Source organism: Arenimonas malthae CC-JY-1 (genome assembly GCF_000747075.1).
Lineage (GTDB): Bacteria > Pseudomonadota > Gammaproteobacteria > Xanthomonadales > Xanthomonadaceae > Arenimonas > Arenimonas malthae.
Map to the genome: position 1 here is coordinate 39,180 of NZ_AVCH01000182.1, position 25,235 is coordinate 64,414.

Annotated in this window: 23 protein-coding genes; 18 read left to right on the top strand and 5 right to left on the bottom strand. The window is 67.8% G+C overall.

From position 1 onward, the window contains the following. Window positions 1-86: 86 nt before the first annotated feature. Together N790_RS11510 and N790_RS11515 are read left to right on the top strand one after the other, a co-directional pair. On the top strand, window positions 87-1,220 hold the full coding sequence (locus tag N790_RS11510) for a hypothetical protein (protein ID WP_043804289.1): 1,134 nt from the start codon (window positions 87-89) through the stop codon (window positions 1,218-1,220). A 298-nt stretch (window positions 1,221-1,518) separates the two neighbouring features. Further along, window positions 1,519-2,019: a tyrosine-type recombinase/integrase gene (locus N790_RS11515; RefSeq protein ID WP_052385896.1), complete on the top strand. Its 501-nt coding sequence runs from the start codon at window positions 1,519-1,521 to the stop codon at window positions 2,017-2,019. A 2-nt stretch (window positions 2,020-2,021) separates the two neighbouring features. Here the strand turns inward: N790_RS11515 and N790_RS16105 are convergent, their stop codons facing one another. The 5 genes from N790_RS16105 to N790_RS11535 form a co-directional block, all read right to left on the bottom strand. After that, window positions 2,022-2,975: a DUF4760 domain-containing protein gene (locus N790_RS16105; RefSeq protein WP_169742180.1), complete on the bottom strand. Its 954-nt coding sequence runs from the start codon at window positions 2,973-2,975 to the stop codon at window positions 2,022-2,024. A 623-nt stretch (window positions 2,976-3,598) separates the two neighbouring features. Beyond that, window positions 3,599-6,214 carry an AAA family ATPase gene (locus N790_RS11520; RefSeq protein ID WP_043804290.1) on the bottom strand — a complete coding sequence of 872 codons (2,616 nt, stop codon included), beginning with the start codon at window positions 6,212-6,214 and terminating at the stop codon, window positions 3,599-3,601. A gap of 597 nt (window positions 6,215-6,811) precedes the next feature. Then, window positions 6,812-7,603 carry a TSCPD domain-containing protein gene (locus tag N790_RS11525; RefSeq protein WP_043804292.1) on the bottom strand — a complete coding sequence of 264 codons (792 nt, stop codon included), beginning with the start codon at window positions 7,601-7,603 and terminating at the stop codon, window positions 6,812-6,814. A gap of 102 nt (window positions 7,604-7,705) precedes the next feature. Next, window positions 7,706-8,239, bottom strand: a complete 534-nt coding sequence (locus N790_RS16110) for a hypothetical protein (RefSeq protein WP_043804293.1) — start codon at window positions 8,237-8,239, stop codon at window positions 7,706-7,708. Between the two features lie 60 nt (window positions 8,240-8,299). Continuing rightward, window positions 8,300-10,450 carry an adenosylcobalamin-dependent ribonucleoside-diphosphate reductase gene (locus N790_RS11535; RefSeq protein ID WP_043804295.1) on the bottom strand — a complete coding sequence of 717 codons (2,151 nt, stop codon included), beginning with the start codon at window positions 10,448-10,450 and terminating at the stop codon, window positions 8,300-8,302. Window positions 10,451-10,936: 486 nt separating this feature from the next. Between N790_RS11535 and N790_RS11540 the strand changes: the two genes are divergently transcribed. The 16 genes from N790_RS11540 to N790_RS11615 form a co-directional block, all read left to right on the top strand. Then, window positions 10,937-12,391 (top strand): Do family serine endopeptidase, encoded by a 1,455-nt coding sequence (locus N790_RS11540; protein WP_043804297.1) that lies wholly within the window; start codon window positions 10,937-10,939, stop codon window positions 12,389-12,391. A 67-nt stretch (window positions 12,392-12,458) separates the two neighbouring features. After that, the gene (locus N790_RS11545; RefSeq protein ID WP_043804298.1) at window positions 12,459-12,746 is read left to right on the top strand and encodes a hypothetical protein; all 288 of its coding nucleotides are present in this window, start codon (window positions 12,459-12,461) and stop codon (window positions 12,744-12,746) included. A gap of 9 nt (window positions 12,747-12,755) precedes the next feature. After that, entirely contained in the window at window positions 12,756-13,187 is a 432-nt protein-coding gene (locus N790_RS11550) for a hypothetical protein (protein WP_043804300.1), read from the top strand. Further along, window positions 13,184-13,573, top strand: a complete 390-nt coding sequence (locus N790_RS11555) for a hypothetical protein (RefSeq protein ID WP_043804302.1) — start codon at window positions 13,184-13,186, stop codon at window positions 13,571-13,573. The genes N790_RS11550 and N790_RS11555 overlap by 4 nt, the downstream gene beginning before the upstream one ends. After that, a complete protein-coding gene (locus tag N790_RS11560; RefSeq protein ID WP_169742181.1) occupies window positions 13,506-14,615 on the top strand; it encodes an AI-2E family transporter in 1,110 nt (369 codons plus the stop codon). The genes N790_RS11555 and N790_RS11560 overlap by 68 nt, the downstream gene beginning before the upstream one ends. A gap of 46 nt (window positions 14,616-14,661) precedes the next feature. Further along, entirely contained in the window at window positions 14,662-15,375 is a 714-nt protein-coding gene (locus N790_RS11565; RefSeq protein WP_245593784.1) for an HAD family hydrolase, read from the top strand. Then, a complete protein-coding gene (locus N790_RS11570; RefSeq protein ID WP_043804303.1) occupies window positions 15,372-16,769 on the top strand; it encodes a leucyl aminopeptidase family protein in 1,398 nt (465 codons plus the stop codon). The genes N790_RS11565 and N790_RS11570 overlap by 4 nt, the downstream gene beginning before the upstream one ends. Window positions 16,770-16,861: 92 nt before the next feature. Then, complete coding sequence (locus N790_RS11575; protein WP_043804305.1) at window positions 16,862-18,064, top strand: efflux RND transporter periplasmic adaptor subunit; 1,203 nt, start codon at window positions 16,862-16,864, stop codon at window positions 18,062-18,064. Between the two features lie 9 nt (window positions 18,065-18,073). Further along, on the top strand, window positions 18,074-18,766 hold the full coding sequence (locus N790_RS11580) for an ABC transporter ATP-binding protein (RefSeq protein WP_043804306.1): 693 nt from the start codon (window positions 18,074-18,076) through the stop codon (window positions 18,764-18,766). Between the two features lies 1 nt (window position 18,767). Next, window positions 18,768-19,916 carry an ABC transporter permease gene (locus N790_RS11585; protein WP_043804308.1) on the top strand — a complete coding sequence of 383 codons (1,149 nt, stop codon included), beginning with the start codon at window positions 18,768-18,770 and terminating at the stop codon, window positions 19,914-19,916. Then, the gene (locus N790_RS11590; protein WP_043804309.1) at window positions 19,916-21,100 is read left to right on the top strand and encodes an ABC transporter permease; all 1,185 of its coding nucleotides are present in this window, start codon (window positions 19,916-19,918) and stop codon (window positions 21,098-21,100) included. The genes N790_RS11585 and N790_RS11590 overlap by 1 nt, the downstream gene beginning before the upstream one ends. Window positions 21,101-21,171: 71 nt before the next feature. Next, window positions 21,172-22,089, top strand: a complete 918-nt coding sequence (locus N790_RS11595) for a hypothetical protein (RefSeq protein ID WP_043804311.1) — start codon at window positions 21,172-21,174, stop codon at window positions 22,087-22,089. A gap of 77 nt (window positions 22,090-22,166) precedes the next feature. Then, entirely contained in the window at window positions 22,167-23,126 is a 960-nt protein-coding gene (rarD, locus tag N790_RS11600) for an EamA family transporter RarD (RefSeq protein WP_052385898.1), read from the top strand. Window positions 23,127-23,165: 39 nt separating this feature from the next. After that, on the top strand, window positions 23,166-24,254 hold the full coding sequence (locus tag N790_RS11605) for an alpha/beta fold hydrolase (protein ID WP_052385899.1): 1,089 nt from the start codon (window positions 23,166-23,168) through the stop codon (window positions 24,252-24,254). Window positions 24,255-24,301: 47 nt separating this feature from the next. After that, window positions 24,302-24,739 (top strand): iron-sulfur cluster assembly scaffold protein, encoded by a 438-nt coding sequence (locus tag N790_RS11610; RefSeq protein ID WP_043804312.1) that lies wholly within the window; start codon window positions 24,302-24,304, stop codon window positions 24,737-24,739. Beyond that, window positions 24,736-25,235 (top strand): XdhC family protein (locus tag N790_RS11615; protein ID WP_169742182.1); only part of this gene is annotated, 500 nt, incomplete at its 3' end. The genes N790_RS11610 and N790_RS11615, both read left to right, overlap by 4 nt.

Genomic DNA, 25,235 nt, shown 5'->3' on the forward strand with positions numbered 1-25,235 from the left:
GCCGTGATAACCCCCCTATTCCAGCGAGCCCGGTTGGCGGGCACAACCCGGGCATAATTCGGGAATTCTGCACTCCTATCGACAGCATGCGAATCTCGGATGATTTGGCCTTCCGGCTCAGGAACTGGTTCTGGTACTGGCAGGTCCGGGCGATATCCGGTCTGAGTGACGAAGGCCTGGACCATAAGTGCTTCGGAGAGACCGAGAATCAGCGGCGTCATTTCGAACGGATCCGCGCCTCGGCCTCCTCACCTGACCGGGTAAAGGTAGTGGGCGATCTAACCCTGCTGGACGCGGTGGATGGCTGGGATCAAGTGGATGACGGGGAACCGGGCCCCTACGCCGAAGCAAAAAGAGCCTTCAGATCTCGCTTCTGGGAATTCCTGGCGACGCGTGACCTCGAGGCATGCGAGTACTCCGAATTTATCCAGAAGTACGTCAAGGAGCGCGACTGGATCCGAGTAAGCGCGGATGACAGTGCCCTCTTCCGCACTTTCCTTGGAGAAGAAGAACCGGCTATTGAACAAGGCATCTCCACCGCCTACAGCGCGATGTTGCACAAACTGGTGGAAGAAGCGACCCCTGACACTGCGGCTGTGCTCGTCGCGCTTTTCCGAGAGGCAATGCATCGCGTTGATCTTGATCAGGCAATCGCAATTAAGTCAGCGCTGAGCACGGCGGTGATGGTCATGTGCCGTCTCGCCAAGATTGATGGGCCCACCGGGCACATTATCTGGCAGATCACCAAGGACAGGGTGCTCGCCAACCATTGGATTACGGAAGCGCATTGGCGCGAGCACACACAGACCCCCGCGAAGCGAAACCGTAGCACGCGTGAACGGATCAAGGAGTTCCAGCAATGGGTCTGGTGGTATGTCGCGCGCCCATTGTCTTTCCACAACACCGGTTATGGCCTGTTTCCAATTGTCCCCGGATCCGAAAGGACTACCTGGATAGAGCAGAATCGCGGTGTGCTGGAAGCAATCCACGACGACGTCAGCCACTATCGTCGGGAACATCTCCTCACAAGAGATGCTTCTGACCCCGCAATTCGGCGCCACGCCGAAGAGCTGAGAGAAAAGGCTGACGAACTAGTTGCTGCCTTTCCTGCTCCGTCCGGCTCGCCCGCCCGATTCTATTTCAGTCGACCGAACCTGGAGATGGAGCACCTTCCACCAGCCTATGTCGAGGCGGAAGCGTCGGGCGCGTGTGCCGATTAAGTCGGTCGTCTGCTCCCGCCTATGCTGATCATGCCGCTGGGGCTGCCCGTGGCGGAGGTCGTGCTACCGTCCACATCCGATTCCGAACCTTAGCGGCCCAAGTTCCAAGTCGGTCTCCAACCTGAAGCGAACCCGAAGTGCTCGGCAGCGAACAGCCGGGACAGGGCGGGAATTACGGCGCAAGAAATGGGGACTCGTAATTTACGAAAAACCGCCTCAAATTTCGTAATTGGTCTTAATCCGTTGTTCTTGCGGGAAATTCCTGCGCATTTAGTATCACCCTTGAATCGCTAGCGACTTGGGCGCAAGGCCGTCTCCCAACCCATTCCAGAGATCGGCTCCGGCTCATAAAGCGAATTCGATTCAGACGATCCCCACTCGCCGGCAGGAAGAGATCACTCGCCTGCAGTGGACTGATCTAAACCGCGAGACGGGCACTGCCCTCCTCCGCGACGCGAAGCACCAGACGCACAAGATGGGCAACCACGGTGCGTTCCGGGTGCCGGCCGATGCTTTGGCGATCATTGATCGCCAACAGAAGTCAAAGCTAGAGGACGGCAGCGAAGATCCGCGGATCTTCCCGTTCAACCCGAAATCGATCGGCGCGGCGTTCACCCGGTGCGTGCAGTTCCTTGAGATTGAGGACCTGCACTTCCACGACATTAGGCACGAGACCGCTAGTCGGCCATTCGAGCGGGGCTATTCCATCCAGGAGCTGGCGCGGTTCTCGCTGCACGAGTCGTGTACTACGTTGAAGCGGTACACGCACCTCCAACCAGAAGACGTGCCAGAACGATAGACCTACAGCTTGAAGCCCTCGCTCTTCCATCGATCCCGCACGATTTCATCGAGAGCTACGAATACTTTCTCTTGCCCGATTTTGCAGTGGGCCCTCACATGAGCTGTGGCGTCATAGAGTTGGATCGCAATGTCGCCCAACGTCTGGTGGATCATGCGCTCATCAAGTTCCCGCAAGCGAATTCCTACGCAAACGAACTCATAGAAATTCAAAAGATACTTGACGCCTTGCAATGACTCATGTTTTGCGGTGATGAGCGCCAGTTCATTAGCGAACTGATCGTCTAGGGCGGGCAGCGATTCGTCTTTTGTTCTGCCTCTAGCTATGGCATGTGCTGCTTCCAGCGCGTCCTTTTGCTTCGCGTAGCCACGGGGCGAGATCAACTCCGCGTCTTGCATGGCTACGTCAACACCAGCCCAATAGACCTCGCACCGCTTCTTGACTTGGTTTTGGAACTCTGCGCTCAGTCGCGACTGAATGAGAACATTGAACGTATGCGTCCTGCGCGCCGCCCTAGCCGTGCTTTGCGCTTGAACAACCCAACCAATACCGACCACCATCGCTGCAGCGGACGTCGAGAGCAACGTAGTAACTGCGTTCGGATTACCCGACTCGAAAAGCGTGACAACGCTGATAACGATAAATGTGACCAACAGCCCTGAGCCAGTGCCCAAGAGGACCCCCATCGGAAGGTCATTCGTTGCCCGTCGGATGTTGATGATCGGACCAACTACGGCAACGACCAGCAAGCCCCAGGACGTGTACCAAAATGTTGGATAAAAAGCTTCATAGACCCTCCCCGCTCCACTCGTCTCTGGCAAGAGGCTCAGAACCAAAGTAACCAGAAAGAGGACCACAAAGGCGCCAAAGAAGATCCAGCTGAGCGGATCTGCAGCCCTTGCAAGCGGAGTAAGGACATCTCCCCACGCCATACCAACCACGTTGTCTTTTTTCATCCCCCCCCCCCTCAAATGCCGAGCCCCCAACATGTGGGGGCTCGATCCTGTGATTCTCGCGACGGCTTAACCTTCGCCGAAACCGGTCTGATAGCTCTTCATACGCTACTCCTCCTCAAATTGCGGTCCCTGTCTCCAACGCTGATCAACGCAACGTCCGGACAGTTAGACCAAGTGAAAGGGGCCAGCTGCACTGTTACGTGAATTCGCCGTCCTTGCGATCCATTCTCAGCAACTCCCTTACGGCGCGAGTATCGACATCCAAGACATGGTTGCCAACCCCCAAAAGACAATTCAGCGTTCTTGCGGGCGACATCCCGAGCCGTCGTTCCAAGCTATTGATTTTAATGGCTATTAACAAGCCTTCTGCTTGGAATTACTGAACGCAGCTGTACCGGTCTCAACGTCTATGAGCCGGAACACTCGAAAGTGCGCAGGTTCTGCGGGGCAATCTGGCGCAGCGGTAGGCTCGGCGGTGAGGCTCCCGCCGAGCCTACCGCTGGGCCAGATCAATCGCAACTCGCTGCGAAGGCGTTGGGTTCTGGTTGTTGGGAGACAGTCCGCCCACCGCGGCCCCCCGACCCGTCCCAGGTCACGACCTATCGACTTGCCACACGTTGAGCTCAGCCTCTGCGTCTACGGATGCCTTGAAATAGCGCATCTATCGCATCAATGTCCTGCAGCAGATCGGCTGGCTGCGTCACCGCACGCTGCTGGCCCGCGGCATGGGAATGCGCCCGGACGTTTCGGCAGCATTTGTCATGCAGTCGTTGAACCTCACGGTACTCGGCATCCTGGACGATCATCACTCCGTCGAGTCGGCCGACCGAGATGTTGTCTCGGAATCTCACGACTGTTTCATTGAGAATGGTGTCCTCGATCCCGACTTCGATCGTCACCCGAAGGTCGTCGTAAGCGTTGCGGATCGCAAGCCGTTCGTTGTCTCCCGGTGGATTGTTGAAGCTGGCGGCGATCCGCTGGTGATCGGCGCGATGCTGCGCGATGCGCTCACGGTGTCGCCGCATGTCATAAGGCAGTCCTGCGTCGATGTATCCGGGACCCTCTGCGCGATAGCAGATGGATCTCACACTGGATGCCCCACCCGCGTCCCCACAAAGTGTATTCAGCTCCCCAAAAAACACTGCGTCATGCGTGAAGACAATGACTTGCCGCGCGGCCGATTCCTCGACAATCCTTCTCGCCACGGCGGTTCGGTGGCTGTGGTCTAGACTCGATACCGGATCGTCGAAAACGATTCCGGAATAGGACCCAGATTGGTGGAGCTCAGCGAAGAAATACGCGAGCGCGCACATGCGCTGTTCGGCCTCGCTGAGCACGAGGTGCAGGTCTAGCTGGCTTTCGGGAAGGAGAATGCCAAGACGCACCGATCCTGCGTCGCCGGTTGAACTAACTCCGACGCGAATATGGTAGAGATCCAGCCTCCTGAGCTCATCATTCATTCGGTTGGCAAGCGCTTCGCTGACGTAGGTCCGGGCAAGCTGGCCTGCAAAAAGACTGATCGGGCGCGTGTTGCCGATATCCTCAAGGCATCTCTGAAGTTTTGCCTGGTGGCCGAGATTGTCGACCACGTGGACAATGCTTTCGATGTGGTCCGAGAGCATTCGTCGCGCTTCCAGCTCCTTCATCCGAAGCCGCTTAGCCGCTAGTGCAGCCTCGTCAAGGTTGGCGCGCAAGTCGGTAGCCTCGGCGCGCAAGTTATCCGCGATCTGGCGCATCGAAACAGTGGGGTTCGCGCCGCGGTACGCCGGCCTGTTCTGCCACTCCCCGTTTGCCATCGCGGTTCTGAGCCACTGAAGACGGGAAAGTAGGTCTTCCTGGAACATCCGGATAGCGTCTGGTAGCGTCTCCATGCGCCCACCCAAGCTGTCGGACATGTTCTGAGAGACGGCAAATGTGACCGACGCCAGCCCAACGTCGCGCACCACCTGGTGCCAGAAGTTGCGCGCGGCCTGGGCGGCTTCGGAGGCAGTATCCCGGACGTAGCGATCAAAACGCTGCAAACGATCCTTCGCTGCTGCCGTAAGTTCCTGCTGGCAAAGCACGCATTGCGAGCCTTCAGTGGTGACTGGAAAGGCTTGCTCCGGATACGCCGCGCCAGTCGAGAACTCGCGCGCGGCATTGAACAGAAGTGCCCAAGGGCCTTGGCCAGTACCCGGAAGAAGCTGCGTCACATCCTCGGCCTGCAGCAAGGCCGATGCGGCTCGCTCAGCCGCCTCGGCGTCAAGCAGCCGTCGATGCGCCGACTGCGCGGCGTCGATCGCATCATCGGACACAACACCGGCTGCGGTGCCGATAGCGTTGACTAGCTCGTCGACTCTCGTCGCGGCGTTCTCTAGCAGCGTCGCCTTGGCTGTGGGGTCTGCTTCGGTGATCTCTTGCGGCAGGCGCGCAAGCTCAGCTTGTTCATCTGAGGTGAGTGCACCAAGTGCGCGCGCACGCGTCGTATCTGTTGTGGCACTGATCGGATGCACCGCCCGGCCCGCCTCGGTGTCCCCGGGAATGACGTTGAACGGCGTGACATCCACCGCGAGCCCGGTGATCTCAGCCTGAAGCCGCGGACGCAGCGCCTGATTCAGGCCGTTGGCTAGCTGCTGAAGATAGGTGAGGGCGATCGGTTGAAAGGTGGCCGCTTCCCTCGCCTGAAGGTAGTGGCGCGCGCATTCGCCGTCCAGTACGGATATGCCCCGGAGTTCGGGCTGTGGAACGTGACCGCGTTGACCGCGCCAGTGCGCCTGATGCGGGATGCCGTCCAGCTCGAAGGAAATAGTGGCGCTCGGCGTGAGCTGCGGGAAGTTGGGGTCGTAAGCATTGGCATAGACGTTGCCGGGACTCCTGGCGCGGCAGGCCTGCTTTAACACGCGAGCATAGCCGGACTTTCCGGTGCCGTTGCCGCCGTACGCAATGGTTAGCCCGTGCGGCTGGAACTCCAGGGCTTGGTCGCTCGGAATTCTCCCGACGTTAACAAGTGTGTGCAGTGACGTGAGCACGACGGTAGAGTCCTGGCTCGCCGCGGCGGGAAAATGATCTCTTGCGAAAGGGATTGGCTCCGGCGCAGGGTCTAGCGCGCTGCCGATTCCGTGATGCTGCTTGGCAAGATCTAGAATCTCCCCAAGATCGTTCTCGTCCCACCCTCCTTGGACGCAAAGGCGCCGCAGTGCGTCCTGACGCCACGAGGGCAGCCTATCCGCCCATGCCAGCACTTCATCAAGAATTGCCATGTCTCGGCCCCTAGGTTCCCGAGATCAAGCATATGAGCTTGCGACGCATTCGGCGACCCACCGCGCCGAGCAGCTGAATGATCGAGACGCGGGGCTGCCGAGGCTCACTTCTGGAACTGTTCTCGCTCCCCAGGCTCAGTCCGCCAACAAGGCCAGGCCGTCTGGCTCATCACGTGTGCGATGGTGCGCGCCGGCCTCACCGCGATCTTTCGGTTGGCACGACTTGACCCCTGAGCGTCCCTCCTTTTCTGAACGAGGAGTGGACTTGGAAGGGCAGCTATAACCGCTCACCAATGGCCGACTATGTCGGGACCATAGCTCTTTCTCGCTTATTGCGGCGCGGTCGCCTCTATTGAGGCGCCCCTACCAATCGATCGCATGTCGATGAACATTCGCTCGTTTCGGCCGAGAAGCTCGGTGGTCAGATGCGGGGTCGGAGTTTCCGACCAAACAATCTGACCACCGAGAAAGCTAGGAAACAGGCGCCACCCAGGAATAGCGACTTATGCCTGCCCGAATAGTGCCTTATGCCTGCCCGAATAGTGCCTTATGGCTTACCGCACACAGGTCCACGCTACTGCGGGCGGGCTCTTCGCCTCAGCCGCACTTCGAATAGCCGCAATTCAGGCACGTGGCGCAGCCGTCCATGATGACGGTGGCCTTGGTATTGCACTTGAAGCACATGGTGGCGCTGGGCGGGAAAGAGGCGCCCTCGCCGGTCACCTGCACCGCCTCGTCGGCGCCGCGGGCGCCTTCGGTGCCGGAACCGGCGGGGGCACCGCTCAGGCCGGAATCACTGGACTTTTTTTTTGCGCGAGCCTCGTAGGCGGCGCGCTTTTCGGCGATCAGGCGCTTCTGCTCTTCGCCCAGCTCGGGGTCGAGGATCATGCCGATCGACTTGAGGTGCTCTTCGACCACCGAGCCGATCTCGGCCACGATGGACGGCATGTACACGCCGCCGGCCTTGAAGTAGCCGCCGCGCGGGTCGAACACCGCCTTCATCTCGTCCACCAGGAAGGTGACGTCGCCGCCCTTGCGGAACACGGCGCTCATGATGCGGGTCAGCGCCACGATCCACTGGAAGTGGTCCATGTTCTTCGAGTTGATGAACACCTCGAACGGGCGGCGCAGTTCGTGTTCCGTGCCCGGGTTGAGCACGATGTCGTTGATCGTCACGTACATGGCGTGTTCGACCAGCGGGGATTTGATCTTGTAGGTGGAGCCCACCAGCACTTCCGGCCGCTCGACCTTCTCGTGCATGTGGATGATGTTCGATTCCGGCTCCTGCACGACCACGGGCGCGGCGACGGGCGCGGCAGCCTCCTTGGCCTTGTCTTCCGGCTTCTGGACGCTGTAACCCTTGATTTTCTTGCTGATCTTGATGGCCATGCTCGGTTCTTTTCGCTTATGTGGTGCGGGGGGATCCTGCCCGGAGCCCCCCGCCGCGGGCGGCGGGGGGACGGGGTACGACAATCGGGACAGCCTCAGGCTTTAGCGCTTCCTGGCAACCTTTCGGGCCGTCGTCTTGCGGGCCGCCGGCTTCCTGGCGACCTTCTTCGCCGCCGCCTTCTTGGCGGCCGGTTTCTTGCGGGCCGGCGCCTTCTTGGCGGCAACCTTCTTCTTCGGCGCCGCCTTCTTCGCCGCGGCCTTGCGGGCCGGGGCCTTCTTGGCGGCCGCCTTCTTCTTCGGCGCGGCCTTCTTCACCGCGGCCTTCTTCTTGGGGGCTGCCTTCTTCTTGGGCGCCGCCTTCTTGCCTCCAACCTTGGCCTCGACCGCCTTCACCGCGGCCTTGACCTTCTTCTTCGCGCCGGCGACGGCCTTCTTCACCGCCTTGCCGGCCTCGGACTTCTCGGCCTTCTTCACCTGCGCCTTGGCCTTGCGGATCACCGGGGCGGCCTTCTTCTTCGCCGCCTTCACCACGACGTCCGCCTGGTGGGCGATGGCGCCGCCGATTTCCTGGGCCTTCTCGCTGACGCTGTCGGCGGCGCTGGAAATGGCCGCCGTGACTCCGTTGCCGTTGCTCATTACCGCTCTCCTCGTCATGGAACCCCGCGGCAAGTGCCGCAAGCCTAAGTTAGCGCGTTCTCAGAACTTGCCGTAGTAGCCTTCCTTGAGCGCATCGAACAGGTTGGCGGCGCTGTGCAGCTCGCCGTCGTATTCGATTTCCTCGTTGCCCTTGGCCTCCACCACGGTGCCGTCCTCGAGCTCGAAGCGGTAGGTGGTGTTCTCCAGGTCGGCTTCCTTCACCAGCACGCCCTGGAAGGCGGCCGGGTTGAAGCGGAACGTGGTGCAGCCCTTCAGGCCCTGCTTGTGGGCGTAGAGGTAGATGTCCTTGAAGTCCTCGTACGGGTAGTCCGTGGGCACGTTCGCGGTCTTGGAGATCGACGAGTCGATCCACTTCTGCGAGGCGGCCTGGATGTCCACGTGCGCCTTCGGGGTGATGTCGTCGGCCGAGATGAAGTAGTCCGGCAGGCGGGTCTTCTCGTCGGTGCTGAACGGCATCGCGTCCGGGTTCACCAGGGTGCGGTAGGCCAGCAGCTCGTAGCTGAAGACCTCGACCTTTTCCTTGGACTTCTTGCCTTCGCGGATCACGTTGCGGCTGTAGTGGTGCGCGAAGCTGGGCTCGATGCCGTTGGAGGCGTTGTTGGCCAGCGACAGCGAGATGGTGCCGGTGGGCGCGATCGAGCTGTGGTGGGTGAAGCGCGCGCCGCTCTCGGCCAGCTCCTTCACCAGCTCCGGGGCCACGGTGGCCACGCGCTGCATGTAGCGCGAGTACAGCGCGTGCAGCTGGCGGCCCTTGATCTTCTGGCCGACCTTCCAGCCGTCCTTCTTCATCTCCGGGCGCTTGCGCAGCATCTCGGCGGTGACCTTGAACTCCTCGTCCATGATCGGGGCCGGGCCCTTTTCCTTGGCCAGGCTCAGCGCCACTTCCCAGCCCGCCAGGGCCATCTCGCGGCTCACGTCCTCGGTGAACTTCACCGAATCGGCCTCGCCGTACTTCATCTTGAGCATGGTCACGGTGCTGCCCAGGCCCAGGAAGCCCATGCCGTGGCGGCGCTTGCGCATGATCTCGTCGCGCTGCTGCTGCAGCGGCAGGCCGTTCACTTCCACCACGTTGTCGAGCATGCGGGTGAACACGCGCACGACTTCCTTGTATTCCTCCCAGTCGAAGCGCGCCTTGTCGGTGAACGGGTCGCGCACGAACTTGGTGAGGTTGACCGAGCCCAGCAGGCAGGCGCCGTAGGGCGGCAGCGGCTGTTCGCCGCAGGGGTTGGTGGCGCGGATGGTTTCGCACCACCAGTTGTTGTTCATCTCGTTGACGCGGTCGATCAGGATGAAACCCGGCTCGGCGAAGTCATACGTGGACGCCATGATGCGGTTCCACAGCTGCTGGGCGCGGATGTGGCCGTAGATCTTGCAGGCCACCATGCCGTCTTCGCGGGTCACGTAGTTTTCGCTGTGCGGCCAGTCGCGCCAGATGACCTGCTTCGGGTCGTTGACGTCCACGTCGCCGGCTTCCTTGACGTTCACCGGGAACACCAGCGGCCAGTCGGCGTCGGCCTCGACGGCGTGGATGAATTCGTCGGTGACCAGCAGCGACAGGTTGAACTGGCGCAGGCGGCCGTCCTCGCGCTTGGCGCCGATGAATTCCTTCACGTCCGGGTGGGCCACGTCGAAGGTGCCCATCTGGGCGCCGCGGCGGCCGCCGGCCGACGAGACGGTGAAGCACATCTTGTCGTAGATATCCATGAACGACAGCGGGCCCGAGGTGTAGGCGCCGGCGCCGGACACGTAGGCGCCGCGCGGGCGCAGGGTGGAGAACTCGTAGCCGATGCCGCAGCCGGCCTTGAGCGTCAGGCCGGCCTCGTGGACCTTGCCCAGGATGTCGTCCATCGAGTCGGTGATGGTGCCCGACACGGTGCAGTTGATGGTGCTGGTGGCCGGCTTGTGCTCGAGCGCGCCGGCGTTCGAGGTGATGCGGCCGGCCGGGATGGCGCCGCGGCGCAGGGCCCAGAGGAAGCGCTCGTACCAGTACTTCTGCTTTTCGGCGGTGGGCTCGGCCTCGGCCAGGGCCTTGGCCACGCGCTGGTAGGTGTGGTCGATGCTGGCGTCGACCGGGTCGCCCTTCTTGGTCTTGAGGCGGTACTTCTTGTCCCAGATGTCATAGGACGCCGGCTGCATCTCGATGTCCTGCGCCGCGTTGGTCTTTACCGCCTCGAGGCGAACCGTGCTCATGAGTCTCTCTTTCCTCCCGGGCCGCCCCCGGGGGGAGGCGTCTTTGTCTGAGTTCTTATCGGGTGATGCCGGCCGGAAACCCCGGGGACCCGACGCCCGCCCGTGGGGCCTGGCCCCGGGCAATCCGTGATGTCCGTCCCTGTTCCCGCATGCCGTCTCGCCGTCGCGTCGTGCAAGCTTGCGACCCCAAGCCTTGGGGCCGCCCCCCGCTGCCCGACACAAGATGTAGTGGCAGCGGAAAGCAAAACTACCCCTCGCCGGGGGGGCTGTCAACACGAGGAATCCGTACGAAAAAGCTGTCGCTTCAAGATGTTCCACGGCACTCCCGACATTGTCCTGAGGCGCCGCCGGACCCCGTTGCCGGCGCTTCCCGGTGCCGTGGAACCACCCCGCCGGGGTCCTGGCCGCCCCTTGTCCAGCCGCGGTTTTGCTCCCATCTGCTATCCCGTTCATCTTGTTCATCGCCTGCGCCCAGGAGACCGCCCGATGCGACCCGCCACCGCCGCCGCCGCCCTGCTGACCGCCGCCCTGGCCGGTGCCGGGGCCAGCCACTGGCTGGCCCAGCCCGCCACCCCGGCCGAAGCCGTGCCGCCGACCCGGGGCGAGGCCGCGCTCGACACCGCCGCCCGCCTGGCCCTGCCGCGCACCGCCGAGGCCGCCCTGCCGGCCCAGCTGGAAGGCGTGGCCCTGCCCTCGCTGGCACCCATGCTGGAAAAGGTGACCCCGGCGGTGGTGAACATCTACAGCCAGCAGGTGGTGCGCGTGCGCAACCCGCTGGCGGAGCTCTTCGGCATGCCGGGCATGCCGCAGCAGCGCACCCAGCAGTCGCTGGGCTCGGGCGTGGTGGTGGACGCCGAACGCGGCCTGGTGCTCACCAACCACCACGTGATCGAAAACGCCGACGCCGTTTCGGTCACCCTGGCCGACGGCCGCACCCTGGAGGCCGAATTCATCGGCTCCGACCCGGACACCGACGTGGCCGTCATCCGCATCCCCGCCGAAGGCCTGGTGGCCATCCCGCTGGCCGATTCGAGCCGCCTGCGGGTGGGCGATTTCGTGGTGGCGGTCGGCAATCCCTTCGGCCTGGGCCAGACCGTCACCAGCGGCATCGTTTCGGCCGTGGGCCGCAGCGGCCTGCAGGGCCTGGGCTACCAGAACTTCATCCAGACCGACGCCTCCATCAACCCGGGCAATTCCGGCGGCGCGCTGGTGAACCTGCGCGGCGAGCTGGTGGGCATCAACACCGCCAGCTTCAACCCGCGCGGCAGCGCCGCCGGCAACATCGGCCTGGGCTTCGCCATCCCGGTGAACCTGGCCGACGAGGTCAAGCGCCAACTGCTGGCCTACGGCGAAGTGCGCCGCGGCTCGCTGGGCGTGGACAGCGAGGACCTCAATGCCCGCCTCGCGGAACAGCTGGGCCTGCCCGCCAACCAGCGCGGCGCGCTGGTGACGCGCGTCTACCGCGGCTCGCCGGCCGAAGCCGCGGGCGTGCGCCCGGGCGACCTGGTGGTGGCCGCCAACGGCGAGCGCGTGGACGGCGCGCAGTCGCTGCGCAACCTCGAGGGCCTGCTGCCGGTGGACAAGCCGGTGGCGCTGGACCTGCTGCGCGACGACCGTCGCCTGAGCGTGCAGGCCGTGCTCAAGGCGCGCGCCACCGAGGTGGACGGCAGCCGGATCGACCCGCGCCTGGCCGGCGCCACCCTCACCGAGTTGCCCGAACGCGTGCGCCAGCAGGGCCTGTACGGCGTGGTGGCCAGCAAGGTCGAACCCGGCAGCCGTGCCGCCGCATCGGGCCTGCGCCCGGGCGACTACATCCGCGGCATCAACCAGCGCCGGGTGGACGACCTGCAGGCCTTCCGCGACCGCCTGGCCGACGCCCCGCGCCAGCTGCAGCTCGACGTGGTGCGCGGCGGCCGCGTGGGTTACCTGGTGATGCAGTGACCCCGTGGCGCCGCCGCCGGCCGCGGCGACGGTGTAAGGTGGCGACAACGTCCAAGAGGAGCCCGCCATGAGCCCTTCCCCGGAAGAAAAAGCCCGCCACATCGACCAGGCCAAGGAAAACCTCGGCGAGGCGCGCGAGGCGCTCAAGTCCGGCGTCACCGACGCGCTGGAAGCCGGCGCCGCGGCCGCCAAGGAAGCACGCGCCGAACTCGACGAGAAGCTGCAGGGCCTGCTCGACCAGGGCCGCGGCATGCTCGGCCAGGCCGAGGACCTGATCCGCAGCAAGCCGCTGGCCTCGTTCGGCATCGCCTTCGCGGCCGGCTACCTGGTCGCCGCCCTCACCCGCCGCAAGTAAGCCCCGGCCATGGCCGACACCGAACCGGGCGCCGCGGCCGGCGCCGGCAAGCTCGGCGACGACACCCAGGCCGTGCTGCAGGCCGCGCGCGACACCGCCGGCGCCTACGTCGGCGCGCTGCACGCGCTGCGCCAGCTGTTCGCCGCCGAAGTGGGCCTGGCCCGCGACGCGCTGGTGCAGGCGCTGGTGTTCCTGCTGCTGGCCATGGTGATGGTGGCCACCGCCTACGGCCTGCTCACCGCGCTGCTGGTGGCCGGCATCCGCAGCCTGGGCGCGCCCTGGCCGCTGGCCATCGCCATCCCGCTGCTGCTCAGCGCCGGCCTGGCCTGGCTGGGCGTGCTGCGGGCGAAGTCGCTGCTGCGCCACGCCGATTTCGAAGGCACCCGGCGCCAGATCAAGCTGGGCCTGCAGGGCCTTCCCGACCAGGACGCCGCGCCGTGAGCCTTGCCGCGAAGATCGCCGCCGCGCAGGCCGCCGAAGCCGAATGCCAGCGCCGCCGCGAAGCCATCGCCGAAGCGCGCGCGCACCTCGCGGCGGAAGTGAAGCGCACCGCCACGCCGGGCCGCATCGTGCTCTCGGGCCTGGCGCTGGGCTTCGCGGTGGGTTTCCGCGAGCCCAAGGCCGGGCCCTCGCTGGCCGGCAAGGTGCTCGGCGGCCCGCTTTTCTCGATGGTGCTCGACGCGGTGCTGCCGGGCATCGTGGCCGGCATCACCGCCGCCGCCGGGCTGCAGGAACCCAATGAAGACGCCGACACCGAAGATGCCCAGGAACCCGCCGACGAAAGCGAAGCCGGAGACGACGCCGAAGCCACCCGCGGCGCGGCCTGAAACGGCCGCCGACGCGGCCCGCGGCAACGCGCGGCTGCTCTGGACGCTGGTCATCGGTGGGGTGCTCTACACCTGCTACCTGGCCAGCAGCCTGATCCTGCCGATCGTGCTGGCGGGCTTCTTCGCCCTGCTGCTGAGCCCGCTGATGCGGCGCGCGCCGCTGCGCTGGCTGCCGCGCGGGGTGTCGGCGCTGCTGCTGGTGCTGGCCCTGCTCGGTTCGCTGGGCGCCACCGGCGTGTTCCTGTCGGCGCCGGCGGCGGAGTGGGTGCGCAAGGTGCCGTTCGTGATGCGCGAAGCCGCGCCCAAGCTGCGCGAGATGGTGGAAACCTTCAACCAGGCCAGCCGCGCCCGCGCATCGCTGGGTGAACTGACCGGCAGCCGCGAGCCGGGCGGCGACACCGTGGTGGTGCAGCCGCCGCAGCCCGACCTGATCGAAGCCACGCCGCGCGTGCTGGGCCCGGTACTGGCGGTGATCCTGCTCACCTTCAGCTTCCTGGTGTACGGCGACGACGTGCTGCGCAAGCTGCTCATGCTGCGGCCCACGCGCGCGCAGAAGCAGCTCACCGAGGAAATCGTGCAGCAGATCCAGAGCGACCTGTCGCGCTACATGCTCTCGGTGAGCGCCACCAGCGCCGCGCTGGGCGTGGCCACCGGCCTGCTGCTGTGGCAGCTGGGCGTGCCCGACCCGGTGCTCTGGGGCGCGCTGGCGGCGGCGCTGAACCTCACGCCCATCGTCGGCCCGCTGCTGATGGCGCTGCTGCTGGCCCTGGTGGGGCTGTCGCAGTTCGACACCCTGGGCGCGGCCCTGCTGCCGGCGGCCGGTTTCCTGGTGCTCAACGGCTTCGAAAGCCAGGTGCTCACGCCGATGGTGCTGGGCCGCACCATGCGCATCAACCCGCTGGCCATCATCCTGTGGCTGATGGTCTGGGGCTGGCTGTGGGGCGTGGCCGGCCTGCTGGTGGCGGTGCCCATGCTGGTGTGCCTGAAGATCGTGGCCAGCCGGGTGCAGGCCTGGAACCGCTGGTCTCTGCTGCTGGAATAGCCCGGTTTCACGGCCGGGCCACCGGCCCGCGGGCTATCATTCCCAAGTGGAAACGCTGCCCCGGGCCCTGAGCCTCGACCTCGACGACACCCTCTGGCCGATCTGGCCCCTGATCGAGCGCGCCGAACTTGCGCTCGACGCCTTCCTGCGCGAACGCTGCCCGCGCACCGCCCAGCGTTTCCCCATCCACCGCATGCGCCGGCTGCGCGAGCAGGTGGCCGCCGAACACCCGCACCTGGTGCACGACTTCACCGAGCAGCGGATGATTTCGCTGCGGCGCGCGCTGGCCGAATCCGGCGACGACGTGGCCCACGCCGACGCCGCCTTCGAGGCCTTCTACGCCAGCCGCAACGACGTGGTGTTCTACCCCGACGCCCTGCCCGCGCTCGAACGCCTGGCCGCGCGCTGGCCGGTGGCGGCGCTCACCAACGGCAACGCCGACCTGGACCGCATCGGCATCGGCGCGCACTTCCGCGCCTTCGTCAGCGCCCGTGACCAGGGCCACGCCAAGCCCGAGCTGCCCATCTTCATGGCCACCTGCGAGCGCCTGGGCGTGGAGCCGCACGAGGTGCTGCACGTCGGCGACGACCCGCTGCTGGACGTCGTGGGCGCGCGCCGCGCCGGCATGCGCAGCTGCTGGATCAACCGCAAGAAAGTTTCCTGGCCGATGGGCCTGCCCCGCCCCGACCTCGAGTTCGCTACCCTTTCGGGACTGGCCGACTGGCTGGAATCCCACCCCGCTGCCCTGGAGTCCCGATGAGCCTGCCCGCCTGCTTCGCCAGCCCCGACGCCGCCCCGGCCGCCCTGCCGCTGGTGCTGGTGGACCCGGGCACGTTCGAAGCCTGGCGCGGCGCCCAGCCGGCCGCCGTGGTGGCCTGGCTGGACGCGCATGCGTTTTCGCCCAAGTCCGGCGCGCCGCTGCTGGTGCCCGGCGCCGACGGCCGCCCCGCCTTCGCGCTGGCCGGCGTGTCCGACGCCCGCGACCCGCTGGCGCTGGCGCACCTGCCCTCGCTGCTGCCGGCCGGCAGCTACCGGCTTTCCGCCGAGTCGCCGGTGCGCCCCGAGGCCGGCCAGGCCCTGCTGGGCTGGGGCCTGGGCGCCTACCGCTTCGAGCGCTACCTCAAGCCCGCGCGCGCGCCGGCGCGGCTGGTGCTGGAAAACGCCGAGGCCGGCGAGTCCGAGGCCTTCGCCCTGCTCAAGGCCGCCACCTTGGTGCGCGACCTGGTCAACACCCCGACCGAACACATGGGCCCGGCCGAACTCGAGGCCGTGGCCGTGCGCCTGGCCCAGGCCTACGGCGGCCAGTGCCGCAGCGTGGTGGGCGACGCACTCAACGACCAGAACTTCCCGGCCATCCACGCCGTCGGCCGCGCCAGCCACCGCGCGCCGCGGCTCGTCGAGCTCAACTGGGGCGACGACAGCCACCCGCGCCTGGCCATCGTCGGCAAGGGCGTGTGCTTCGACACCGGCGGCCTCGACATCAAGCCCGCCGACGGCATGCGCAACATGAAGAAGGACATGGGCGGCGCCGCCCACGCCCTGGGCCTGGCCCAGCTGGTGATGGCGCTCAAGCTGCCGGTGCGCCTGCAGCTGCTGGTGCCGGCGGTGGAAAACGCCATCGGCCCGAACGCCTTCCGCCCCGGCGAAGTGCTGGCCACCCGCCAGGGCTTGAGCGTGGAGGTGGACAACACCGACGCCGAAGGCCGCCTGGTGCTGTGCGACGCGCTCACCTACGCCGCCGAGGCCAAGCCCGCGCTGCTGATGGACTTCGCCACGCTCACCGGCGCCGCCCGCATCGCCCTGGGCCCCGACCTGCCGGCGCTGTACGCCAACGACGAACGCCTGGCCGCCGACTACCTGGCCGCCGGCGAGGCCGCGCGCGACCCGCTGTGGCGCATGCCGCTGTGGCGCCCCTACCTGAGCTACCTGAAGTCGAACGTGGCCGACCTGGCCAATTCCGGCGCCTCGCGCATGGCCGGTTCCATCACCGCCGCGCTCTACCTCGAGCGCTTCGTGCCCGAGGGCCAGGCCTGGTCGCACGTGGACGTGTACGCCTGGAACGACAGCGACCGCCCGGGCAAACCCGCCGGCGGCGAAGCCCAGGGCCTGCGCGCGGCCTGGGGCCTGCTCAAGGCCCGCTTCGGCAAAAAGTGACAAACGGCAGGATGACCCTGCCCGCCTGACGGCTCACAATCCCGACACCAGGACCGGCGCAGACTGCGCCGGTCCGTTTCCGGAGTCGCCCCATGGATTCGCCGCAGGACCTGCTCAAGCAACTGCACATCGACCGCCGCCCGGCGAAAAAACGCCGGCCGCGCTGGCTGCTGCCCGCCATCGTGGCGGCGGTGCTGGTGCCCGGCGTCGTGGTGATGAACGGGCTGCGGCCGGTGGTGGTGGAAACCGCGGTGGCGCGCAAGGCCGCCGAGATGGGCACCGCCTCGGTGCTCGACGCCTCCGGTTACGTCACCGCGCGCCGCATCGCCACGGTGTCCTCGAAGATCACCGGCAAGGTGCGCGAGGTGCTGATCGAAGAAGGCCAGGTCGTGGCCGAAGGCGAAGTGCTGGCCTACCTCGACGACGCCGACGCCAGCGCGCAGCGCGACCTCGCCGGCGCCCAGCTCGCCTCGGCGCAGTCGCAGCTGGCCGAAGCCCGCGCCCAGCTGACCCTGGCCGAACAGACCCTGGTGCGACAGCGCGAACTCGCCGCGCAGAAGCTGGTGGCCGCCTCGGCGCTCGACGCCGCCGTGGCCGACCGCGACGCCCGCGCCGCGCGCCTGGCCAGCCTGCAGCGCGCGGTGAAGGTGGCGCAGGACCAGCTCGCCATCGCCGGCCTCGGCGTGGACAACACGGTCATCCGCGCGCCCTTCGCCGGCGTCATCGTCGCCAAGGCCGCGCAGCCGGGCGAGATGATTTCGCCCATCAGCGCCGGCGGCGGCTCCATCCGCACCGGCATCGGCACCCTGGTGGACATGGATTCGCTGGAAGTGCAGGTGGACGTGAACGAGGCCAACATCGGCCGCGTCACCCCGAAGATGCCGGTCGAGGCCGTGCTCAACGCCTACCCGGACTGGAAGATCCCGGCCGAGGTGATCGCCATCGTGCCCACCGCCGACCGCACCAAGGCCACGGTGAAGGTGCGCATCGCGCTCAAGGAAAAGGACCCGCGCATCGTGCCCGACATGGGCGTGCGCGTGAGCTTCCTGGACCCGGCCGGCGTGGACGCGCCGCCGCCGGCGGGCGCCTTCGTGCCCGAGCGCGCGGTGGTCGCCGGCGAAGGCGGCAGCGCCGTGTTCGTGGTGGCCGACGGCGTGGCCCGCCGCGTCGCCGTGACGCTGGGCGAGAAGCGCGACGCCGACCAGCAGGTCAGCGCCGGCCTGCAGGGCGGCGAGACCGTGGTGCTGTCGCCGCCGGAAGGCCTGGGCGACGGCGACCGCGTGGCGACGAAATAAGGCCACGCCATGACCACCCCCCTGGTCGAGATCCGCGGCCTGACCAAGGCCTACACGCGCGGCAAGCAGCGCGTGGAAGTGCTGCACGGCATCGACCTCGACATCCCCGAAGGCGATTTCGTGGCGCTCATGGGCCCGTCGGGTTCGGGCAAGACCACCCTGCTCAACCTTATCGGCGGGCTCGATTCGCCCAGCGGCGGCCTGCTCAAGGTGGGCGGCCAGCGCATCGACGACTTCGGCAGCGACGAGCTCGCCGCCTGGCGCGCCAGCACCGTGGGCTTCATCTTCCAGAGCTACAACCTGATGCCGGTGCTGACCGCGCAGAAGAACGTGGAGCTGCCGCTGCTGCTGGCCGACATGGGCGCGGGCGAACGGCACCGGCGGGCGTCGATCGCGCTGAAGCTGGTGGGTCTGGACGACCGCGCGAAGCACAAGCCCAACGAACTCTCCGGCGGCCAGCAGCAGCGCGTGGCCATCGCCCGCGCGCTGGTGTCCGACCCGCGCCTGCTGATCTGCGACGAACCGACCGGCGACCTCGACCGCAAGACCGCCGACGAGGTGCTGCGCCTGCTGCAGCAGCTCAACCGCGATTTCGGCAAGACCATCGTCATGGTCACCCACGACCCCAAGGCCGCCGAATACGCCCGCCGCACCGTGCACCTGGACAAGGGCACGCTGGTGGACGAGGCGCCGGCGCACTGAGATGAAGTACTTCGGCCTGGTCTGGGCGGGGCTGTTCCGCAAGAAGCTGCGGACCACGCTGACGCTGTTCTCGCTGGTCTCGGCCTTCCTGCTGCTGGGGCTGCTGCAGGCGGTGAATTCGCTGTTCGCCGGCGGCGCCGACTTCCTGGGCGCCAACCGCCTGATCACCCAGGCCCGCACCAGCTTCACCCAGCCGCTGCCGATGCGCATGATGCCGCAGATCGAAGCGGTGCCCGGCGTGCGCCGCGTCTCGCATTCGCAGTTCTTCGGCGGCCAGTACCAGGACCCGCGCAACTTCTTCCCGCAGTTCGCGGTGAACCCGCAGCGCCTGCGCGACACCTACCCCGAGTGGGTGATGCCCGAGGACAACTGGCGCCAGTTCATCTCCACCCGCAACGGCGCCATCGCCGGCCGCAACCTGGCCGACAAGTTCGGCTGGAAGGTGGGCGACACCATCCCGCTCAATTCCTTCATCTGGACCAAGACCGACGGCACCCGCGCCTGGGAATGGGAGCTGGTGGGCATCTTCGACGGCCGCGACGAGGAATGGCAGAAACGCGCCGGCCTGATGTACCTCAACTACGGCCATTTCGACGAGGCGCGCGCCGGCGGCAAGGGCCTGGCGGGCGTGTTCGTGGTGGTGGTGGACGACCCGCAGGCGTCCGAACGCGTGTCCACGCTCATCGACGGGAAATTCGACAACTCCGCCGACGAAACCAAGACCCAGAGCGAGCAGGAATTCCAGCTGGGCTTCATCCGCCAGCTGGGCGACATCGGCCTGATCGTGAACCTGATCACCGGCGCGGTGTTCTTCTCCATCCTGTTCCTGACCGGCGTGAGCATGTCGCAGGCGGTGCGCGAGCGCGTACCGGAGCTGGCGGTGCTCAAGGTGCTGGGCTTCACCGACCGCACGGTGATGGCGCTGGTGCTGGCCGAGGCCTTCGTGCTGTGTTTCCTGGGCGCGCTGGCGGGCATGCTGCTGGCGAACCTGGCCACCGGCGTGCTGCCGCCCGAATTCCCGGTGGAAACCGACGGCCGGGTCTGGGCCATCGCCGGCGTCAGCGTGGTGCTGCTGTCGCTGCTGGTGGGCGTGCCGCCGGCGCTGCACGCGCTGCGCATCCGCATCGTCGACGCACTGGCGGGCCGCTGATGAGCGCCATCACGCAAATCCGCGAGATCGTGCTGATGAACCTGCGCAGCGTGCCGCAGCGGCTGGGCGCGTCGCTGGTGATCGTGATCGGCATCGCGGGCGTGGTGGGCGTGATGGTGGCGCTGCTGTCGATGTCCTCGGGCCTGGAAAAGACGCTCTCGGGCACCGGCCGCGACGACCGCGTGGTGGTGACGCGCGGCGGCTCGAACGGCGAACTCGCAAGTTTCCTGGACCGCGCTTCGGGCACGCTGGTGAAGCAGGACCCGGCCATCGCCCGCGGCCCCGACGGCCTGCCGCTGGCCTCGGGCGAGCTGATCGTGATCACCGAGGTGCCGCGAAAGGGCCAGAAGACCGGCGCCAACGTCACCCTGCGCGGCGTCGAGCCGGCGGGTTTCGCCATCCGCCCCGAGCTGCGCATCGTGGCCGGGCGCATGTTCCGTCCCGGCATCCGCGAGCTGATCGTCGGCCAGGCCGCCAGCCAGCAGTTCGCGGGTCTGGCGGTGGGCACGGAGCTGCGCTTCCGCGGCTCCACCTGGACGGTGGTGGGCCACTTCAGCACCGGCGGCGACGCGCACGAATCCGAACTCTGGGCCGACGCCGAAACCGCGCAGTCGGCCTTCAACCGCAGCGGCTATTCGTCGCTGCTGCTGCAGCTGGCCAACACCGACAGCTTCGACGCGCTGGAGAAGCGCCTCACCAGCGACCCGCAGCTCAACGTGGAGGCGCGGCGCGAACGCGATTTCTTCTCGGGCCAGTCCGGCAACCTCACCGCCACCATCGGCGTGCTGGCGGGCCTGGTGGCGCTGATCATGGCCATCGGCGCCACCTTCGGCGCGCTCAACACCATGTACTCGGCGGTGTCGGCGCGCACGGCCGAGATCGGCACCCTGCGCGCGCTGGGTTTCGGCGTCACGCCGGTGATCGCCTCGGTGATGGCCGAGGCGCTGGCGCTGGCCGTGGCCGGCGGCGTGCTCGGCGCCGGCCTGGCCTACCTGCTGTTCAACGGCTACTCGGTGAGCACGCTGGGCAGCGGCTTCACCCAGGTGGCCTTCAAGTTCGCGGTCACGCCGGGCCTGGTGATGACCGGCCTGGGCCTGGCCCTGTTCATCGGCTTCATCGGCGGCCTGGCCCCCGCCATCCGCGCCGCGCGCATGCCGGTGACCGCGGCGCTGCGCGCGCAGTAGCCCCGCCGGCGGCTTGCCCGGCCCGGGGTGGATGCGGAGAATCCGGGCTCTTTGCCGCCGGGAGCCACCCCATGTACTTCGCCCAACGCCTGCTGCTGGCGACGCTGGCCGTGCTCTCGCTCTTCGTGGCCCTGTTCGGGTTGTTCCGTTTCCTGATCGAAGTCGGCGAATCGCCGATGCATTACGTGGTCCAGGACGTGGGCGTGTTCGCCGCCGGCGCGCTGGGCTTCGCGCTGTGCTGGCGGCGCGGACGCAAGCTCAGGGCGGACCATGAGGCGGCGCTGGAAAAGGCGCGGCAGTTCAGCGGCCACTCGCTGGAAGCCCGGGCGCGGCTGGGCATGCAGGTCCTGGCCCTGGTCTTCATCGGCGTGGCCGCCGCGGCCAGCACCTGGCTCTTCCTGCTGCGCACCTCGGACTGGGTGCTGGGGCTGTGCGCGGCCTTCCTGGCGGTGCTGTTCGTGCTGATGCTGCCGATGGTGGCGTCGTACTTCCGCGATGGCCGCGCCACCCTGCGGCTCGATGGCCGCGGCCTCCGGCATGCCTGGTATGGCGAGGTGCCCTGGACCGCCGTCCACGGCCTCTTCCACCAGCAGCAGAAGATCAAGCAGAGCACCATCCATACCCTGGTGCTGGGCGTGTCCGACCCGGGCCGGTACCACGCGCGCCTGCCGTGGTTCGTGCGGGTGCTCAGGGGCCTATGGACGCCGCCGCGCGGCCGCTACGGAAAGATTGAGATCCCGCTCAACGCGCTGGACCGGGACCCCGTGCTGGTGTTCAACGCCGCCACCATGCTGCGCGGGCGCGTGCTGCCGGCGCCGGTCCCTGGCTGGTACCCCGGCATGGACGACGAGTCGATCGCCGTCAGCCAGGAACTCGCCTACCTGGCGGACAACCCGGACCGGCTCCCGCCCGAAGAGATCCTGCAGCGCATGCAGGCCGTCGAACCGCGCATGCAGGCCCTGGCGGCCAGGCTGGGGCCGCGCCGCTAGCCGACGCCGGGCGACACACCGTTGCGCCCGCGGCGCCGGGCAAGGGCGGATAATCGCGGCCCACCCCGGGAGCCGACGTGACCGCCAGCGCCGCCATCGATCGCAAGGGCCTCGCGGCCGCCATCGCCTCCTACGTGCTCTGGGGCGTGTTCCCGCTGTACTGGGTGCTGCTCAAGCACGTGCCCTCGCTGCAGACCGTCGCGCACCGCATCGTCTGGTGCGCGGTGTTCGTGGTGGGTTACCTCAGCCTGCTCGGCGGCAGCACCTGGCTGCGCGACGCGCTGTCGCGGCCGCGCGTGGGCCGGCTGCTGCTGGCCAGCAGCCTGCTGATCAGCTTCAACTGGGGCATCTACATCTGGGCGGTCACCAACGGCCGCGTGGTCGAGGCCAGCCTGGGTTATTTCATCAACCCGCTGGTGAACGTGCTGCTGGGCGTGCTCGTGCTGCGCGAGCGGCTCAACCCGGCGCAGTGGACCGCCGTGGCCATCGCCGCGGCCGGCGTGCTGTGGCTGGCCTTCCTGCACGGCGAGCCGCCGTGGATCGCGCTGGCGCTGGCCTTCAGCTTTGCCTTCTACGGCCTGATCCGCAAGACCGCGCACGTGGACGCGATCCCGGGCCTGGCGATCGAAAGCCTGTTCCTGCTGCTGCCGGCGCTGGCCTGGCTGGGCTGGGCGCAGTGGCAGGGCGAGGCGGCTTTCCTCGATGGCAACCTGGGCTCCGACGCGCTGCTGGTGCTGGGTGGCGCCCTGACCGCGCTGCCGCTGATCGGCTTCGCCTACGGCGCGCGCCGCATCCCGTATTCGCTGGTGGGCATCCTGCAGTACATCGCGCCGACCCTGCAGCTGCTGGGCGGCGTGCTGCTGCTGGGCGAGCCCTTCACCGGCACGCAGGCGGTGGGTTTCACCTGCATCTGGGTGGCGCTGGCGATCTACGCCGCCGACGGCTGGCGCCGCGCCCGCCGGCAGCCCGTGCGCGCCGCCGCCGAACACTGCGACGAGGCCGTGCCCGCCACCGACGGCGCCGCGCCGCCGCGCTGAGGTTTGCGGGGCGCGCGCGACGCGCGGCACACTCGTGGCATGTGCATCCGCCTTGCCTGGACCGCGGCGCTGGCCGCAACCATCGCCGTCCTCCCGCTTCCCGTCGCCGGGGCCCGCCCCCTCGAAGACTGGATCACCCGGCCCGGGCGCACCGACGCCGGATTCGGCGGCGAGAGTTACCGCCAGTGGCTGGCCCGGGTCGGCAGCCCGCTGGAGGAGTTCCAGCCTGCGCACGGGCCGCGGCTGGCCTACGCGGTGGTCGAACCGGCCGACTACCAGCTCGCCTACGAGTTCGTGCGCCTGCCCGAGGGCATGGGCTTCACGTTTGAATTCAGGCACGCGGCGCCGGCCCTGCCACCGCCCGTGCGCGGCACGGTGGTGCTGCTGCACGGCTGGTCCATGGACGCCAGCAGCCTGTTGCCGTGGAGCCTGGCCCTTTCGCAGCAGGGCTACCGCACCTTGCTGCTGGACCTTCGCAACCACGGATTGTCCGGCGAAGCGCCTGCCGGTTACGGCACGCACGAAGCCGCCGACGTGCTGGCCTTGCTCGGGCACCTGCGGGCGCAAAAGCGCATCGCGGAGCCGGTGCACCTGTTCGGCGTGTCCTATGGCGCGGTCACCGCGCTCCACGCCGCCGCTCAGTCAGGCGCCAACGTGGCGGGCGTGGTGGCGCTGGAGCCGTTCGCGAACGCCGCCGAATCCATCCGGCATTACGCCGGGCAGCTGAAATCCGGCGCGGCCGGCGGCTGGCGCGGACGCGCGCTGGGCTGGTGGCTGCGGGCCACCGTGGACGACGGCGAGCTTGCGCAGGCGCTGGACCGTGCCGGCCAACGCCTGGGCGTGGACCTGGGCAGGCTCGATACCGCCAGGCCCCTGGCTGCCACGCCGGCCTGCGTCTTGCTGCTGCACGGCGCGCGCGACCAGCTGGTGCCGGTGGCGGCCGCACGCACGCTCGCCACCGCTTCGCCGCGGCTGCATTACGCCGAGCTGCCGCAGGAAGACCACTTCACGCTGCCGGCGCGGTTGGACTGGCTGTCCAGGCCGGTAGGCGACTGGCTTGGCAACGCAGCCGCCGCAGGCGAACGCGGCTGCCCGACGCTGTCGCTGCCTCCCGACCCGCTGTCGTGACCGTCGTAACTTGTCCGTCACGCGGGCGCATGCCCTAATCCCGGCCCATGGGTTCCGACGCCTTCTCCGCGCTCTACCGCGACCAGGTGCTGGCGCACGGCCGGCAGCCGCGCCACGCCGGGCGGCTGGAGGGCCGCGCGCACCGCGCCAGCGCCAACAACGCGCTCTGCGGCGACCGCGTGGCGGTGTCGTTGCGCCTGCGCGGGGACGGCGCCATCGCCGAACTGCGCCATGACAGCGAAGGCTGCCTGCTGTGCTTGGCCTCCGCCTCGCTGATGGCCGGCCGCGTACCGGGCCTGGCCCCGGACGAGGTGGCACCGCTGGCGAACACCCTGCGCGACGCCCTCGCCCGCGGCGACGAAGCCGGCCTGGGCGACCTGGCCGCGCTCATCGGCGCCGCGCCCTACCCGTCGCGCCACCGCTGCGCGCTGCTGCCCTGGGATGCGCTGCTGGCCGCGCTCGACGCACCGGAGACCGAGGCATGAGCGCGCCCGGCGGCCTGCGCGGCGTGCTCGAAGCGGCGCAGGCGCGGCGCGCGGCCGGCACCGCGTTCGCGCTGGCCCTGGTCACCGACACCGAAGGCTCCACCTACCGCAAGGCCGGCGCGCTGGCGCTGGTGGCCGCCGACGGCACGCGCACCGGCACGATTTCCGGAGGCTGCCTGGAACCGGCGCTCGAGGCCCTGTGCCAGGACGCCATCGCGCGCGGCGCGCCCGGCGTGGCCGTGTTCGACACCCGCGACGACGACGACCTGCTGTTCGGCTCCGGCTCGGGCTGCCGCGGCCGCATGCGCGTGCTGGCCTGGCCGCTGCCCGGCGCCGGCGATGCGCTGCTCGACGCGCTGCTGTCCGCGCACGCAGCGGGTTCGCCGCTCGAGGTGTCGGTCGGCGTTGATGGCGCGACGCTCGGCACGCTCGCCTTCGACGGCCGTGCACGCGCCGGCTTCCTGCCCGTGCGCGTCGCGCCGGTGCGGCGCCTGCT

Excerpts from the sequence above, each read along its gene's own strand:
- N790_RS11590 (WP_043804309.1), top strand. The coding sequence starts at position 19,916 with ATGAGCGCCATCACGCAAATCCGCGAGATCGTGCTGATGAACCTGCGC.
- N790_RS11540 (WP_043804297.1), top strand. The coding sequence starts at position 10,937 with ATGCGACCCGCCACCGCCGCCGCCGCCCTGCTGACCGCCGCCCTGGCC.
- N790_RS11560 (WP_169742181.1), top strand. The coding sequence starts at position 13,506 with ATGCCCAGGAACCCGCCGACGAAAGCGAAGCCGGAGACGACGCCGAAG.
- N790_RS11575 (WP_043804305.1), top strand. The coding sequence starts at position 16,862 with ATGGATTCGCCGCAGGACCTGCTCAAGCAACTGCACATCGACCGCCGC.
- N790_RS11510 (WP_043804289.1), top strand. The coding sequence starts at position 87 with ATGCGAATCTCGGATGATTTGGCCTTCCGGCTCAGGAACTGGTTCTGG.
- N790_RS16110 (WP_043804293.1), bottom strand. The coding sequence starts at position 8,239 with ATGAGCAACGGCAACGGAGTCACGGCGGCCATTTCCAGCGCCGCCGAC.
- N790_RS11610 (WP_043804312.1), top strand. The coding sequence starts at position 24,302 with ATGGGTTCCGACGCCTTCTCCGCGCTCTACCGCGACCAGGTGCTGGCG.
- N790_RS11525 (WP_043804292.1), bottom strand. The coding sequence starts at position 7,603 with ATGGCCATCAAGATCAGCAAGAAAATCAAGGGTTACAGCGTCCAGAAG.
- N790_RS11595 (WP_043804311.1), top strand. The coding sequence starts at position 21,172 with ATGTACTTCGCCCAACGCCTGCTGCTGGCGACGCTGGCCGTGCTCTCG.
- N790_RS11570 (WP_043804303.1), top strand. The coding sequence starts at position 15,372 with ATGAGCCTGCCCGCCTGCTTCGCCAGCCCCGACGCCGCCCCGGCCGCC.
- N790_RS11605 (WP_052385899.1), top strand. The coding sequence starts at position 23,166 with ATGTGCATCCGCCTTGCCTGGACCGCGGCGCTGGCCGCAACCATCGCC.
- N790_RS11535 (WP_043804295.1), bottom strand. The coding sequence starts at position 10,450 with ATGAGCACGGTTCGCCTCGAGGCGGTAAAGACCAACGCGGCGCAGGAC.
- N790_RS11545 (WP_043804298.1), top strand. The coding sequence starts at position 12,459 with ATGAGCCCTTCCCCGGAAGAAAAAGCCCGCCACATCGACCAGGCCAAG.
- N790_RS16105 (WP_169742180.1), bottom strand. The coding sequence starts at position 2,975 with ATGAAAAAAGACAACGTGGTTGGTATGGCGTGGGGAGATGTCCTTACT.
- N790_RS11520 (WP_043804290.1), bottom strand. The coding sequence starts at position 6,214 with ATGGCAATTCTTGATGAAGTGCTGGCATGGGCGGATAGGCTGCCCTCG.
- N790_RS11585 (WP_043804308.1), top strand. The coding sequence starts at position 18,768 with ATGAAGTACTTCGGCCTGGTCTGGGCGGGGCTGTTCCGCAAGAAGCTG.
- N790_RS11580 (WP_043804306.1), top strand. The coding sequence starts at position 18,074 with ATGACCACCCCCCTGGTCGAGATCCGCGGCCTGACCAAGGCCTACACG.
- N790_RS11550 (WP_043804300.1), top strand. The coding sequence starts at position 12,756 with ATGGCCGACACCGAACCGGGCGCCGCGGCCGGCGCCGGCAAGCTCGGC.